Genomic DNA, 15,946 nt, shown 5'->3' with positions numbered 1-15,946 from the left:
GGAGGATGCGCTAAACGAGACAGGCTCAGCGCGCTAACAGCCCCCGACCCCCGTTCGGGCTGAGCGAAGTCGAAGCCCTCCGCGCAACGCGAGCCCTTCGACTGCGCTCAGGGCGAACGGAGGATGCGCTATACAGAAACAGGCTCACCGCGGCGTCAGCGTCACCTCCACCGGCGCAGCACCAAGCGGAACCGTATAACCGCCCCGCTCCGCCACCCCGCCAACCGGCGCATACCCCCGCGCGCCCGCAACCGTCGTCTCGACGAACACCCGCGCCACCGGCGTCCCCGCCACCGCCGGATCGAGCGTCAGCGTCACCGCCCCCGTCGCAGGCGCGAACGAAGCCCGCGCGATCTTCCCCGCCTCCAGCGTGATCCACACCCCCGCTGGTGCCACGAACACCCGGCTCCGCGCCCCATCCCGCGGGACGATCGCAACCGACCCGCGCCGCTCGGTCACATTCCCGCCGAACCCGAGCCACCCGAACGTCGGATCACGCACCAGATAGCTCGCCGCCGCGACCGCATGGCCGTACAGCCCCATGCCGTAATCCCCGCTATACGGGTCCCACTTCATCATGTCGGGCGCGGAGTGGAAGGCGGCGGAGGAGAAGCCGTCACGATCGATATTGGTGATCCCGCCCATCATCCCGCCATAGGCCACGCGCAGCAGCCGCAAGTCGGTCGGATCCGCGCGATACGCATCGAACAACGGCACCGCATTGAGCGTCGAGCCATAATGATGGATTTGCCGTTCGATCCGAGGATATTTGCCGCCGTACAGGAAGTCCCAATAGCGCCGCGCATTGCCGTTATACCCCCACGACGGGATCGTCGGATCATAGCCGAGGATCACGCGGCGGGTCGCATCCGCCTGCGGCTGGTATCCGAAATAGCGCATCCACGCATAGACTTCGGGCTGGCCGGTCGAATCCCACGCCATCTCGCTTCCGAACGGGAAGGTGAGCGTGCGCCAATGGTCCGCGCGGCCCTTCATCAGCCGCTCGAATTCGGTCGCCTCGGCGGTCAGCCCCTCACGATTCAGGTCCTTGAGAATGTCGACGAACACGTCGCCCTCCATCAGCCCGAACTGCGTATAATAAGGCGCATCGCGCATCATCGCGACGGTCGTCCGATAGGCATGGTCGAGATACCAGCGCCACGGATGCCGCAACACCACCCCCGGATGGTTTCGCGCGACGCGGTACAACACCCAATGCGCGATCGCGACATGCGGATAATTATACGCACGCCCGAGGTCGCCCGCGTCCTTCTTCGACCACGACGTCCAGGTCGTCCAGTTGGTTGCCGGGTCATAATAGCCGGGGTGGAGCTTGGGATCGTAATAGAAGATGCTCTTGCGCACCGCGCCCGCCTGCGCGCCATCGGGAACCTGCAACCGCCCCTCGATCGTCTCGTCGATCAACCGTTCGAGCTTGGCGATCTCGCCCGCCTCGGGAGAATCGAGCTGCTTGACCATCGCCGCGACCCAGCTTCCCGCGCCCCCCTCGTCGCTCATCCCCGAGATCCATACGCGCGGGTCCTGCGTGACGACCTTGTCCGCTTCCCGGTCGAAGGTCAGGATTGCGGGGTTGCGGCCGAACGGATCGGTCTTGTCCTCATACCATTGCCGCGTCGTTGCAAAATGCCCGAGGTCGGCCATCACCCGGTCGAGCGGCTTGGTCATGAAATAGCTGACCGTCTGCACGCTGCCGTCAGCATAATGCACCAGCAGGCTCGCCCGCCCCCACCCGCTCGCGCGCACCGCATAGCGCGCCCAGCCCTTCGCGCCTGCGACCGGGGTCGCGGTCAGCGCCCCCGCGGGGAGGCTTTCCACGCGCACCACCCGCTGCGGCGATTTGAGGAACAGCGTCGCATCCTGATCAGTCGGGACGACATAGCCGGGGATCCCGACCGCAACCGGGCGACGGTTCGCGACCAAAGTATCCTCGATCGCGCCGATCGCAGGCGCAGTGACGAAGCGCACGCCAATCTCGCGCCGCGCGCCAGGCGCAAGCGTGAAGCTGGTGGGCGCATTCCACTGCGCGTCGGCCTTGGCCCATTCCTTGTCGGCGAACCCCTTGCTCGCGACCGTCCAGTCGTAGAAGCCTTCGGAGGTCTGCCCGCGCTTGCTGCGATCCGTGAAGATGTCGCCCACGGGGGCCTTGCCCGCTTCGAGGATCGGGCGATACGCCTCCAGCGGTGTGCCGCGCTCGGGCAGGACGAGCAGCGCCGGCCCCTCCCCGTTCAGCCGCGTGACCTGCAGATACCCCGCATCGCGCCCGATATAGGGATCTACGAAACTCGCCTGCGCATGCGCCTGTTCGAGGCTGCGATCGGTGATGATGTTGTCGAACACCATCGGCAACCCGAGCCCGCCCACTTCGACCGGCGCGCGGCTGGCGTTGATCAGCGTGAAGCGCAGCGCGAGCACGCCGTGATCGTCGACCCAGCGCCGCTCGACCCGAAGCGGGCTTCCCGCCCCCAGCGACGCGGTGATGTCGGCCGCGGCAAGCACCCCGCCGCCGCTCCGCAAGAGACGGATCGGCTGGCGATGCTGCGCGGACGCGAAGTCGGTCCACGCCCCGCCGGGTGCCCGGACTCGCAGGTGAATGTCGCCGACATGGACATACCCGTCACCCGCGCGCTCGGTTTCGCGGCTACCGGGGACGAAATCGAACCCCGGCAGCGTATTTGGCGACAGGCGCGCGAGGGTCTGGGTATCGCTGCGCAGCGCCACACGAAACGCGCGCGTCTTCAGGCTTGTCACGACCACCGGCGGATAGGAGACTTTGATTGCGACGGGTTTGCCATCTTCCGCACGACTGATCGTCGACGTGAACAGCGTACCGCCGATCACGGAAGCAAGAAGGACGGTCCGCAACGGCAACATAGGATGGCTCACAATCGATCAGGGCGGGTGGAACGTGAAACGCCACGTCCGATGCGTCAATGTATATTATACCGTATATTATTTTGTGGAAATATCCGGCGGTACACGGCAGACCCGTCATGCCGATAGTCGGATGGGAGAATGAGATGCGCGCGAACCGGCGGGAATGGATGTGGGGCATGGCCGCGGTCACGCTGGCAAGTGCGCCTGCGCGCGGGATGGCGGCGGTCGCGACGACTGCGCTTCCGGCCAAGGCCAAGCCGCTGCCGCTGTCGTCGGTCCGGCTGCTCCCCTCCGCCTATGCCACTGCGGTCGAGGCGAACCGGACGTATCTGCTGCGGCTCAGCGCGGACCGCCTGCTCCACAATTTCATGGCCTATGCCGGGCTTCCCCCCAAGGCGCCGATCTACGGCGGCTGGGAAAGCGACACGATCGCGGGCCACACGCTCGGCCATTATCTCACCGCGCTCGTGCTGATGCATCAGCAGACCGGCGACGCCGCGTGCCGCACCCGCGCGGATTATGTCGTCGCCGAACTCGCCCGCGCACAGGCCAAGCGCGGGACCGGTTATGTCGGCGCGCTCGGGCGCAAGCGGAAGGACGGGAAGATCGTCGACGGGGAGGAAATCTTCCCCGAAGTCATGAGGGGCGACATCCGCTCGGGCGGGTTCGATCTCAACGGGTCATGGTCGCCGCTCTATACGGTCCACAAGGTGTTCGCCGGGCTGCTCGACGTCCATGCCGGCTGGGGTAACACCCAGGCGTTGCAGGTCGCGACCGGGCTCGCCGAATACTTCGCGAAAGTCTTCGCCGCACTCGACGATGCGCAGATGCAGACGTTGCTCGGTTGCGAATATGGCGGGCTCAACGAAAGCTATGCCGAGCTCTCCGCACGCACCGGGAACCCACGCTGGCTTGCCGTCGCGGAACGGCTGTACGACCGCCGCGTGCTCGACCCGCTCGTCGCAGGCGAGGACAAGCTCGCCAATTTCCACGCCAATACGCAGGTGCCAAAGCTCGTCGGCCTAGCGCGCATCCACGAGCTCAACGGCAAGCCCGAGCCTGCCAATGCCGCGAAATTCTTCTGGCAGGCCGTCACCGGCCATCACAGCTATGTCATCGGCGGCAATGCCGACCGCGAATATTTCACCGCGCCCGACACGATCGCGACGCACATCACCGAACAGACGTGCGAGCATTGCAACAGCTACAACATGCTCAAGCTGACACGGCAGCTCTATGGCTGGCAGCCCGACGGCGCGCTGTTCGATTATTACGAGCGCGCGCATCTCAACCACGTCATGGCGGCGCAGAACCCGCGCAATGCGGGCTTCAGCTACATGACCCCGCTGATGTCGGGCGTAGCGCGCGACTATTCGACCCCCGCCGACGACGTCTTCTGGTGCTGCGTCGGCAGCGGGATGGAAAGCCACGCCAAGCACGGCGAATCGATCTTCTGGGAAGGCGGCAACACGCTGCTCGTCAACCTCTACATCCCGGCGGAAGCACAGTGGCGCACGCGCGGCGCGACGCTACGGCTCGACACACGCTACCCCTATGAACCCGAATCCCGCCTGACGCTGACGACGCTCGCCAAACCCGGCCGCTTCGCGATCGCGCTGCGCGTGCCGGGCTGGGCCGCGGGCAAGGCAACCGTTCAGGTCAATGGCGCGGCGGTCGAACCGGTGATCGCCAACGGTTATGCGCTGGTCGAACGCCGCTGGAAGAAGGGCGACATGGTTTCGATCGCGATCCCGCTCGACCTGCGGATCGAAAGCGCGCCGGGCGATGCCGACACCGTCGCGGTGCTGCGCGGGCCGATGGTGCTCGCTGCCGATCTCGGCCCCGTGGCGGACAAATGGGACAAGGCCGACCCCGCGCTGGTCGGCACCGACCTGCTCGCCGCCTTCACCCCGGTCGCGGGAAGCGCGGGCAGCTATGCCACGCGCGGGATCGTCCGCCCCGGCGACCTGACCTTCGTCCCCTTCTACAGCCAGTATGAACGCCGCAGCGCGGTCTATTTCAAGCGCTTCACCGATGCCGCATGGAAGCGCGAGGAAGCCGCCTTCCTCACCGAACAGGCGCGCGCGCGCGATCTTGCGGCGCGGTCGGTCGACACGATGCATCTGGGCGAAATGCAGCCCGAGCGCGATCACGGGCTGACCTCCGAGATTTCCTACCCGGTCAGCTATCGTGGTCGCAACGGGCGCGATGCGCGCTCGGGCGGCTATTTCGAATTCGCGATGAAGACCCGGCCCGGTCCGCTGGTGTTACAGGCAAGCTATTGGGGCGACGAACGCGCGCGCGACTTCGACATCCTCGTCGACAACGTTCGGATCGCGACGCAGCATCTCGAAGCCGACCAGCCCGGCAAGTTCTTCGACGTCGATTATCCGATCCCACCCGCGCTCACCAAGGGCAAGGCCAGCGTCAAGATCCGCTTCCTGCCACACGACAAGTCGTCCGCCGGGCCGGTGTTCGGTGCCCGCCTGATGACCGCCGCACCCGCCGCCAACCCGGGGCTGACCGCGTGAGCACACCCGACGCCCGCCCCGACGTCCGCCTGTCGCTCGACGCGTTGCGCGATCTGGCGCGCGGCCGGCTGCTCGGGGCGGGCCTGTCGCGCCCGCATGCCGAGGCGGTCGCCGAGACGATGGTCGCGGGCGAGCGCGACGGCTGCGCGAGCCACGGCATCTACCGCCTGCTCGTCGCCGCCAACAGCATCGCGCGCGGCGTGGTGGTCGTCGATGCCGAGCCGCGCGTCAGCGAACCCGCCACCGCGCTGGTCCGCGTCGATGGCGGCGGCGGGTTTGCGCAGCTTGCGTTCGAAAGCGGCAAACCGCGCCTGATCGAAAAGGCACGCGCAGGCGGCATCGCCGCGCTCGCGATCACCAACGTCGTGCATTTCGCGGCCTTGTGGCCCGAGGTCGAGGCGCTCGCATCCGAGGGTCTGGTCGCGCTTGCGGTCACGCCGAGCCACGCCTGGGTCGCGCCAGCGGGCGGCACGCGCCCGGTGTTCGGTACCAACCCGATCGCATTCGGCTGGCCGCGCCCCGGGGGCAATCCGTTCGTGTTCGATTTCGCGACCAGCGCAGTCGCGCGTGGTGAGATCGAGCTCCACCGCCGCGCGGGCAAACCCGTCCCCGACGATTGGGGCTATGACGCCGCCGGCAACAGCACGACCGACGCCGAGGCCGTGCTCGCGGGTGCGATGCGGACGTTCGGCGGGCACAAGGGCTCGGCACTCGCGGCGATGGTCGAACTGCTCGCGGGGCCGTTGATCGGCGAGATGACCAGCCGTGAATCGCTCGTTGCCGACGCCGGCCGCGGCGGCTCGCCGATCGGCGGCGAGCTGATCCTCGCGATCGACCCCGCAGGTTTTCTCGGCGATGCGGTCGCCGAGCATCTGAAACGCGCCGAGGCGATGTTCGCCGCGATCGAACGCCAGGGCGCGCGGCTGCCCTCGCAACGCCGCTACGCCGCGCGGCAGCGCAGCCTGGCCGACGGGGTGGTCCTCCCCGCGGCGCTGTACGACGACATCATGGCACTGCCCTCGGGAGAATGACGATGCGCACCACGAAGCTTCTGCTGGCGCTCGGCGCCTCGATCCTCGGCAGCGTCGCCGTCCAGGCCGCCCCGCCCGTCCCCGGCAAGGCCGCTGCGCAATCCGCCGACGCGCTGTTCGAGGCAATCTACACCTCCGAATACGCCTGGCGGCAACGCCAGATGGAACAGGACGAGGACACCCCCAAGGGCAAGAGCGCGAAACTCCCCGATGTCGGCCCGGCGGCACAAGCAGAGCGTCTCGCCCGCTGGAATGCGACCGAAAGCGCGCTGAAAGCGATCAATCCCGTCAGTCTTTCGCCCGCGAACCGCGTCAATTACGTGGTCTACAAGCAGCAGATCGACGCGCTTCTCGCCGAGCAACGCTACCGCGAATATGAAAAGCCGCTCAACGCCGATTCGAGCTTCTGGGGCAATATCGCGGGCTCCGCGCGCGGCAGCTTCCGCACCCCGCAGGACTATCGCAACTATATCGCGATGCTGCGCGACATCCCGCGCTATTACGACCAGCAGATCGCCAACATGCGCGCCGGCCTTGCGCGTGGCTTCACCCCGCCGCAGATCACGCTTCAGGGCCGCGACGCCGGCGTCGCGCAAGTCGTTGAGGCAAAAAGCATAACCGCGTCGCCCTTCTACGCCCCGTTCGAAACCTTCCCCAAGACGATCCCCGCCGCCGAACAAGCCGCGCTCCGCGCCGAAGGCAGCGCCGCGATCACGCAGGCGGTGGTGCCAGCCCACGCGAAACTGCTCGCCTTCCTGCGCACCGATTATATCCCGCACGCCCGCGTCGCGCTCGCGGCGTACGATCTCCCCGACGGAAAAGCCTATTATCAAAGCAAGATCCGCGAATATACGACCCAGGATCTGACCCCCGATCAAGTCCATGCGGTCGGCCTCGCCGAAATCGCCAAGATCCGCGCGCGGATGGACACGGTGATGCAGCAGGTCGCGTTCAAGGGCGATTTGCAGGCGTTCTTCAACCACCTGCGCACCGATCCGCAATTCTACCCCAAGACCCCCAACGAACTGCTGTACCGCGCCGCGTGGATCGCCAAGACGTTCGACGGCAAGGCGTCGCAATACTTCGGCCACCTCCCGCGCAGCCGCTTCGCGATTAAGCCGGTCCCCGCCGACATCGCGCCTTTCTACACCGGCGGGCGCGGCGGGCCGGGGATCTACCTCGTCAACACCTACGACCTGAAGTCGCGCCCCTTCTATTCGCAAGTTGCGCTGACGCTCCACGAAAGCGCACCCGGCCACGCGTTCCAGATGCCGCTCGCGGGCGAGAACACCGCGCTGCCGGCGTTCCGCCGCGATACCTATCTGTCGGTCTATGGCGAGGGCTGGGCGCTTTATTGCGAGGCGCTCGGGGAGGACATGGGGATGTACGAGACACCGTACGACACCTTCGGCTTCCTGAGCTATCAGGCGTGGCGCGCGGCGCGGCTGGTGGTCGATACCGGCATCCACGCCAAGGGCTGGACCCGGGCGCAGGCGCAGGCGTATCTCCATGACAATACGGCCTTGTCGGATCACGAGATCGAGACCGAAGTCGACCGCTACATCGCCTGGCCCGGGCAAGCGGTGTCCTATTACATGGGCGAGCTCGCCTTCCTCGCCGCGCGCGACAAGGCACAGAAGGCACTGGGCGCGAAGTTCAACATCCGCGCGTTCCACGATGCGATGCTCGAGATGGGGTCGGTCCCGGTCCCGGTGATCGAGCAACGCACCGACCAGCTGATCGCCGCGGGTGGCAAGGGGCCGTATCCCAACGAGGAGTGAGGCGAGCGGGTGCCTGACACTAAGTCATCCCCGCGCAGGCGAGACCTGTGCATAACAGCAATCGGAGGCTTGTTCGTCACGCCGCGCCCCAAAGCTGCCGTCATGCTGAACTTGTTTCAGCATCCACTGCGCGACAGGCATAGTCCGGACTCGCGGAGGGCTGGATCCTGAAACAAGTTCAGGATGACGGACGGTTTAAAACGCTCGTCTGCGCCGTAATTGATACTGGCTGGCGCCGCCCGTCCTACCGAACCGTCCTTTGCCGTTTTCCCGCGAAGGCGGGAATCCAGAGCCACGCAAAACAACGGCTTACAGATCTCGCGACTCCTGGACTCCCGCCTTCGCGGGAGAACAGCGATGGTTGCGCAGAGGCCATGCCTCCGCGCGAATGACGAACGAAGTGAACCTCAACGTGCGCCCTCGGCCATTTCCGCCTCGATCAGCGCCACCGGGATAATCCCCGGCGCCCACATCGCCTGCAACGCGCGCGCCGCATCGAACGGCTTGCCGTCGCGCTCGGCACGGTCGGACAGATCCGACAGCAGTCGGTCATATTGCAGCTTCCCGGTGACGTAGCTCGTCCCGTACCCAGGCTGGCGCAGGTACAGCAGTTGCTCGAACCCGACGAGATCGCTCTTGGCATCCGAAAACCCGCGCGGGGTCCAGCGGGCGTGGAATTGCCCCGCCTCCGCCAAGGTCATCTCGTTCGCCTGTACCTTGAGCGACGCCAGCCCCCGTGCCGCGCGGTTCGCCAGCATGATCCACACCAGCTCGCGCCCGCGGGGCAGGTCGTCGTACAGCCCGGTGTGCAGCGCGATCTCCTCCATCGCGGTCGCGAACCCCTCGGAGCGCTCTTCCCAGATGTTGTAGAGCAGCGGCCCCTGCCGGATCGGGTTGACCTGCGGCTCGTGCTTCAGGCGAGCAAGATCGATCCAGTGATAATCGTGGCTGTACAGCGGCAACGGGTCGCGCGCGGTGACGTGCGAGAAGAAGTTGCGCTCGGCGCGCGGGGTGAACGGCACTTGCTGCGCGGCGATCGCGGCACGGTAGTACGGCTTGTCCGGCACCATCCCCGTGGTGATCAGGAAATCCGCAAACCGCCGCGCCTTCTCGGCGGCGAGTTTGTTGTAAGCGACCGGATCCTCGATCGGATCGAGCGGCGGCAACGCGCGGTTGCGCACTTCCTCCAGCCGCAACGACGCGCGCGACCGGTCGAGCTCGCGCTGGAGCAACGCGACCTGTTCGTCATAGCCGTACGGCAGCAGGTGGACGTTGCGCATCGCCCAGTCATAGTCCGCCTTGCCCACCCCCGATGGCCCGGTCTTCTTGGGTGCTTCCGCCGCGATCCACGTCGCGAACGCATCGGTCGCCGCGCGCGCCGCGCGCACCGCGGGTAACACCGACCGTCCCGCACCCGACAGATCGGCGTGCTTCGCGCCCTCCAGCGTGCGCATCGTCAACGTCCCCGCCTCGAGCTTCGCCAACACCGCCGACTGTTCGCGGAACGCCCGCGCGCCATACAACCACAGGTCGCGCGCCTTGCTCTCGCCGAGCGTGCCGCGCGCCTGCGTCAGCAACGCTGGCACGGTCTTGAGCATCGCGGTCAGCTGTCGCGCATCCTTCGCCGACAGCGGATATTCGAACGCAAACAGGTCGATCTTCGGGGCGTTGGGGCCTTCGTGCGAAGGAACGTCGCTCTGCTCGCCCCATACCGTCTGGTAGAAGCCGGGATCGCGCGCCCATGGCCGCAGCACGCGCAGGTCGAAGTCGAGCCCGTTCATCTCGGCCTCGATCAGTTGCGCATCGATCCCGTCCGCCTTGCTCCAGCCGGTCCGGTCGAGCGCCGCCAGCCGCTGGCGGAACGTCGCGAGCCCGGCAGCTTGGCGCGCCATCGCCGCGGGGGAATAATCGGGCACGCCGTCGACCAGCGGCGCGTCCGCGAACCGCCGCCATTCCGTAAAGAGCGCGACCAGCGCAGGCCGCCCCGTCGTCGCGGTCGTCCGGGCGGGCGGTTCCTGTGCCTGAAGCGGCACTGCGGTCGTCGTCGTCAGCAGCGCGAGCAGCAGTGCGAAGCGTGTGGAATGGCGCATCATGTTTCCCCCTGTGATTGAAAAGCCGCCCCCGCCCCCCGCTACCCGAACGGCCGGTCGATCGACGGCTGCGGCTCGGTGAACCACGCCGCGCCCGTTTCGGTGACGTGGAAATGATCCTCCAGTCGCACCCCAAAACGATCGGGCACGACGATCATCGGTTCGTTCGAGAAACACATCCCCGGCGCAAGCGGAGTCCGGTCGCCGCGCACCAGATAGGCGGGCTCATGGATCGACAGCCCGATGCCGTGCCCGGTCCGATGCGGCAGCCCCGGCAACCGATAGTCCGGCCCCAGCCCGGCGCGCTCCAGCACTACGCGCGCCGCCGCATCCACGCTCTCGCACGAAACCCCCGGCCGCACCGCCTCGAACGCTGCGCGCTGCGCCGCCTGCTCGGTTTCGAAGATTGCATGGACCTCGGCGTCGACCGTCCCGAACGCATAGGTCCGCGTGATATCCGAATGATAGCCCTCGACCTGGCATCCCGTGTCGATCAGCACCAGCTGGTCCTCCTCGAGCAGTTGATCCCCCGGCAAGCCATGCGGAAACGCCGTGGCGCGCCCGAACTGCACCGCGCAGAAATACGATCCCGCCGACCCCAAAGCCCGATGCGCGGAATCGATGAAGCGGATCACCGCGCTTGCCGCGATACCGGGTTCGAGGATCGCCGCCGCGCGCCGCTGCACCTCCAGCGTCATCGCCTTGGCCTGCGACAGCAGCGCCAGCTCCGCCGGGCTCTTGAGCATCCGGCACGCATCCACGACTCCCGACGCATCGCGCAACACCAGCCCGCACGCGCCAAGCGCGGTCGCCATCCCGAACGGCAATTGCGGGTCGACCAGCAGCGTCGCGCCACCGCGCAATCCGGCGGCCACCAGCGCGGACGGGCTCTCATCCTCTTCCCACAACCGCACATCGGCGGGGATCTCGAGCGCCGCGAGCAGCGATCCTTCCTCGAACCGCGGGCAGACGATCACCGGATCGCCCTCGACCGGCAGCACCAGCGCGACGAGCCGCTCGCTCGCCCCCCACGGCACGCCCGCGAAATAGCGCAAGCTCGCGCCCGCGCCGATCAGCAGCGCATCCGCCCCCGCTTCCGCCGTCAGCCGCCGCGCGCGGTCGAGCCGGGCCGCGCGTTCGTCGGCGGTGATGCGCGGTGCCGTGTCCCGCCACGGCAGCAGTGACGCCAGTTCAGCGGCTACAGTCGATCCACCGATGGTCATGCACGGGGTCCTTGTTTGGAAAAACGGTCGAGCGAAAAGCGCGCGATCGCGACCGACGGCTCATCCGCCACCGCAAGCGCGCCGACAAGCTGCGCGGTCACCGGCGCAAGCGTCAAGCCGAGATGCTGGTGCCCGAAGGCATAAAGCAAATTGGGATGCCGCGCCGACCGCCCGATCGCGGGGAGATAGTCGGGCAAGGTCGGGCGCGCGCCCATCCAGCGTCGAAACGGCCCGGTGATCGGCAGCCCGAGCTGCGCGACATGCCGCTCCAGCCGCGCCCATTTGCGCGGATCGGCGGGGGCGTCGGGGTTGCCCAGTTCGACGAAGCTCGCCGCCTGGACGCAATCGGCATAGCGCGTGACGATCATCGACCGGTCCTCGAACACGATTGGCGGCAGGTCCGCCGGCCAGCCCGCCGCATCGGCGCGGATGTGATAGCCACGCTCGGCGATCATCGGCACGCGGTACCCCAGCGGTTCGAGCAGCCCGCGCGACCGAACACCCGCGCTGACGAGCACCAGATCACTGGGATGCCCCGCGATCGCGACGCCATCGCCGGTCTCGACCAGCCGCGCCACGTCGCGCACGATCACCCCGCCGCGGGCGACGACCGCCGCCTCCAATACGTCCGCCAGCCGCGCAAGGTCGCTCACCTGCCCGCTTCCGGAGAACCGCACGCCGTCGATGATCCCCTTGGTCAAGCCACGCAAACGGCTGAACGTCGGCGAATCGACTTCGCCGATCGTCGCGGTGCCGATCGCCGAGCGACGCCATTTCAACCGCCCCCGCCGCGCCGTCGCGTCGGATTCCCACGTCACGATATGCCCGTCCTGCCGCAACAGATCCGGCGCATCGAGACCGTCGACCAGCGCGCGCCAGGTCGGCATCGCCGCCGCCAGCAATGGCGTCAGCGCGGCGACCCCCGCCGAAAAGCGCTGTGGCGTCGATGCCGCCGCGAGCTTCAGACCGAACGGCACCCAGCTCGCCGCCATCGACAGCGGCAAGGCGAGCGCCCCGCCCGATGCGAACAACCGCCCCGGCACCGACCGCACCGCCCCCGGCGCCGCGAGCGGCGCGACCTGTTCGACCGCGATATGCCCGGCATTCCCCCAGGACGCAGCACCCTTGGAGACGTCCGGGTCGAACAGCGTCACCGCCAACCCCCGGTCGAGCAACGCAACGGCCGCAGTCAGTCCGACGATCCCGCCGCCGATGATGCCAATCGATCGCAAGGGATTCTCCTGTTACATGCCCAAATCGCGTTTCGTATACGATATATACCTGCTGACGCCGGAAGGTCGAGACGCAAAACCGCGTTCAGGCGATCACGCTCGCAGAGCAGGGGATGACCCTCGACGCCGAACACGGCCTTCCACTGCTGCGCCGAGATGATCGCGATGGTCGAGCATGCGTCGTGCCATTTGATGCTGCAGTTCGATCACGCACGGTAGAGCGTCAAGCGACGTGTCACGGATTTGTCGCCGTATCGTCATGATATCTCCGGAAAACTGCCCTCCAACTGTAACGGAAGCCCCCTACGGCCGCGATCAAGTGCAGCAGCACAAAACGGGGGCCTCCATGACGAAATCATCTGTGTCGAAACTCGCACTCGCCGCAAGCCTGATGGCTGGCGTTCAGTTCACGCCTGCGCATGCCGAGACCGTGCCTGCCGCACCGGTCGCGGAACCAGCGCCCGCCGCCCCCGACGCGTCCCCTGTCGACGATGACGCGGGGCAGACGATCGTCGTCACCGGCAAGGCAACCCGCTCGGCAACCGCGCTGCCCGGCACCGAAATGCAGAAAATTCTGCCAGGTATCTCGCCGCTCAAGGCAATCGCTACCCTGCCCGGCGTGCTGTACATCACCGCTGATCCCTGGGGGTATAACGAGCAGAACGCGCAGATCTTCATCCACGGCTTCAACGCGCAACAGCTCGGCTATACGATGGACGGGCTGCCGCTCGGCGACCAGAGCTATGGCAATTACAACGGCCTCGCTCCGCAACGCGCGGTCATCTCTGAGAATGTCGGCCGGGTCGTCGTGTCGACCGGCGCGGGTGACCTTGCCACCGCCTCCAACAGCAACCTCGGCGGAACGGTCGAAACCTATTCGTCCGATCCGCTGAAGACGTTCGGCGTGCAGGCGGCGCAAACGGTAGGCAGCTATTCGACCTCGCGCAGCTTCGTGCGGATCGACAGTGGGACGTTCGGCAACGGGAATACGGCCTATGTCTCGGCCGCACGCCAGGACGCGCGCGCCTGGGATTTCAACGGCAAGCAGGGCGGCTATCAGGTCAACGCCAAATTCGTCCATGACGACCGCATCGGTAAGCTGACGGCCTATTTCGACTATAACGACATGACGCAGCCGAACGAGGACGCGACCGTCTTCTTCAAGCCGTCAGCAGGCGGCACCGCCACCGCAGTGCAACTCTACACGCCGTATACCAAGCCGTTCTTCTATCCCGATTTCACCACGTATCGGACGTCGTACCTCAGCGCGCAGGGCAATTCGCCGACGGCTGTCGGCAGCAATTACCGCAACTATTATTCGGACGCGCAGCGCACCGACTTCCTCGGCTATCTACGCTACGACGCGCATCTCTCGTCGAACGTGACATGGTCGACGACGGGCTATTACCATCACAATGACGGTGTCGGCGTCGTCGCCGGGCCGCTCGGCCAGTCGATCACCACGATCCAGCCTTATCTCGATCCGGGCTATGCAAGCTTGCCGGCCAACTGCCGCTTCGGCGCGAACAGCAACGGCGTCGCGCCCGCTGCCTGCACCGCGCGTACGGCCGCGCAGCAGCGCGCAGCCGGTGCTGCCCTGCTCGCCGCGACCGGTGGGTCCGGGCTCGTGACGCGCACTACCGAATATCGCATCGACCGCGGCGGCGTGATCTCGGCGATCAATGCCACGTTCGGTGCGCATACGATCGAATTCGGCGGTTGGTTCGAACATAACAGCACGACGCAGTGGCGCCGCTGGTACGGGGTCGACGTCACCAACCCCAATGCAAGCACGCCCTACATTCGCCCGCTCGAGGTCGCACAGCCGCTCTTCACGCAATATCAGGGTGAGGCGCGGATCAACCAGTTGCAGCTTCATCTGCAGGATACCTGGCAAGCGACCGATCGGCTGCTGCTCCAGGCGGGGTTCAAGACCAGCGCGCAATGGGCTGACGGCCGTTTCCCGGTGCAGCCGGTGCTGGGCTCGCTGTCGGGGCTCACCGGCGGGCTGCCGCAGGGGCGGATCGATACGCTGCGCTGGTTCCTGCCCTCGGCGGGCGCGACTTATGATCTGACGCGCAACGAACAGCTCTATTTCAACGTGCAGAAGAACTTGCGGCAATATCAGGCCTATCTCGCGGGCGGTGGCGGACCCTGGTTCACCGGCAGCCAGGCGGCGTTCGACGCGTTCGCGCAGGAGGGCAAGCCCGAGAGCAGCTGGACCTATGAAGGCGGCGTCCGGAGCCACCGCAGCTTCGACGGCCTGCTCAGCGGGTTGGAGGCGCAGGTGAATTACTATCACGTCGTGTTCAACAACCGCCTGCTGGCGATCTCGACCAATCCGGGCGGCATCGCGGGCGGCGGGATCACCGGCGGCACCTCGATCCTGGTCAACGTCGGTGCGGTGCATACCGACGGCGTCGACGCGGCGTTCACGCTGCACTTCGGGCGCACCTTCACGCTCTACAATGCGGCATCGTACAATCTGTCGAAGTATCAGAGCGACTATACCTCGACGGCATCGGGAATCGGCGCCGCGACGGGTACGTGCATCGGTGGCTACCTCGTGACCGCCGGCGTCGTGCCGACGTGTGGCAAGCAGCTTCCGGGCACCCCGAAGTGGATGAACAAGACCGTTGCCACACTCGCGCAGGGTCCGTTCGAAGCGCAGGTCATCGGCGATTTCGTCGGCCAGCGGTTCGCCACCTTCACCAACGACGCGAGCGTATCGTCCTACTTCCTGACGTCGCTGCGCCTTGCGGCGAAGGTGCCGGACGGACGGCTTCCGCTGCGCAAGCTGGAAGTCTCGCTGAACGTCACCAATTTGCTGGACAAGAAAGGTGTGTCGACGCTGTCGGTCGGATCCGCCACCAACAGCTGGTCAGCCTATCCGATCGCGCCGCGCCAGTGGTTCCTGACGGTGTCTGCCGCTTATTGAGGACAGCCGTCATCGTGGCGGCGCATCCCACCGGGACAGACGCCGCCACCGCGACCCGAGCCGCCCGAATGCTGCCGTTGCGCTTGGGGGTGAGCGATCGCGTCGAGAGCATAGGATTGTTGCAACGCGGCGGGACCCGGCCCGGCGACTCCTGGGCGCCGGGCGCCAGTCGTCGGAACCTTGTTCATGTCGCGCGGCGGGCGGAGGTAGCGAGCGAGGCTGGCG

At 66.8% G+C, this 15,946-nt stretch carries 8 protein-coding genes; 4 read left to right on the top strand and 4 right to left on the bottom strand.

From position 1 onward, the window contains the following. Positions 1-144: 144 nt before the first annotated feature. The gene (locus tag ABIC16_RS10305; protein ID WP_354291009.1) at positions 145-2,904 is read right to left on the bottom strand and encodes a DUF5695 domain-containing protein; all 2,760 of its coding nucleotides are present in this window, start codon (positions 2,902-2,904) and stop codon (positions 145-147) included. Positions 2,905-3,071: 167 nt separating this feature from the next. Between ABIC16_RS10305 and ABIC16_RS10300 the strand changes: the two genes are divergently transcribed. From ABIC16_RS10300 to ABIC16_RS10290, 3 genes are read left to right on the top strand one after another with little or no spacing between them, the layout of a single operon-like run. Beyond that, positions 3,072-5,426 carry a beta-L-arabinofuranosidase domain-containing protein gene (locus tag ABIC16_RS10300; protein WP_354291008.1) on the top strand — a complete coding sequence of 785 codons (2,355 nt, stop codon included), beginning with the start codon at positions 3,072-3,074 and terminating at the stop codon, positions 5,424-5,426. After that, complete coding sequence (locus tag ABIC16_RS10295) at positions 5,423-6,457, top strand: Ldh family oxidoreductase (RefSeq protein WP_354291007.1); 1,035 nt, start codon at positions 5,423-5,425, stop codon at positions 6,455-6,457. The genes ABIC16_RS10300 and ABIC16_RS10295 overlap by 4 nt, the downstream gene beginning before the upstream one ends. Before the next feature lie 2 nt (positions 6,458-6,459). Then, the gene (locus ABIC16_RS10290; protein ID WP_354291006.1) at positions 6,460-8,238 is read left to right on the top strand and encodes a DUF885 domain-containing protein; all 1,779 of its coding nucleotides are present in this window, start codon (positions 6,460-6,462) and stop codon (positions 8,236-8,238) included. A gap of 407 nt (positions 8,239-8,645) precedes the next feature. On the opposite strand, the gene ABIC16_RS10285 is transcribed toward ABIC16_RS10290, so the two are convergent. From ABIC16_RS10285 to ABIC16_RS10275, 3 genes are read right to left on the bottom strand one after another with little or no spacing between them, the layout of a single operon-like run. Next, positions 8,646-10,331: a DUF885 family protein gene (locus tag ABIC16_RS10285; RefSeq protein ID WP_354291005.1), complete on the bottom strand. Its 1,686-nt coding sequence runs from the start codon at positions 10,329-10,331 to the stop codon at positions 8,646-8,648. 38 nt (positions 10,332-10,369) lie between these two features. Then, entirely contained in the window at positions 10,370-11,551 is a 1,182-nt protein-coding gene (locus ABIC16_RS10280) for a M24 family metallopeptidase (RefSeq protein ID WP_354291004.1), read from the bottom strand. Continuing rightward, complete coding sequence (locus ABIC16_RS10275) at positions 11,548-12,783, bottom strand: NAD(P)/FAD-dependent oxidoreductase (protein ID WP_354291003.1); 1,236 nt, start codon at positions 12,781-12,783, stop codon at positions 11,548-11,550. The genes ABIC16_RS10280 and ABIC16_RS10275 overlap by 4 nt, the downstream gene beginning before the upstream one ends. Positions 12,784-13,129: 346 nt before the next feature. Here ABIC16_RS10275 and ABIC16_RS10270 point away from each other — a divergent pair, with 346 nt between their 5' ends. Continuing rightward, a complete protein-coding gene (locus ABIC16_RS10270) occupies positions 13,130-15,721 on the top strand; it encodes a TonB-dependent receptor (RefSeq protein ID WP_354291002.1) in 2,592 nt (863 codons plus the stop codon). The last annotated feature ends 225 nt before the right edge of the window (positions 15,722-15,946 follow it).

Source organism: Sphingomonas sp. PvP055 (genome assembly GCF_040546365.1).
Classification (GTDB): domain Bacteria; phylum Pseudomonadota; class Alphaproteobacteria; order Sphingomonadales; family Sphingomonadaceae; genus Sphingomonas; species Sphingomonas echinoides_A.
This window is presented reverse-complemented; position numbering and strand designations above follow the sequence as displayed.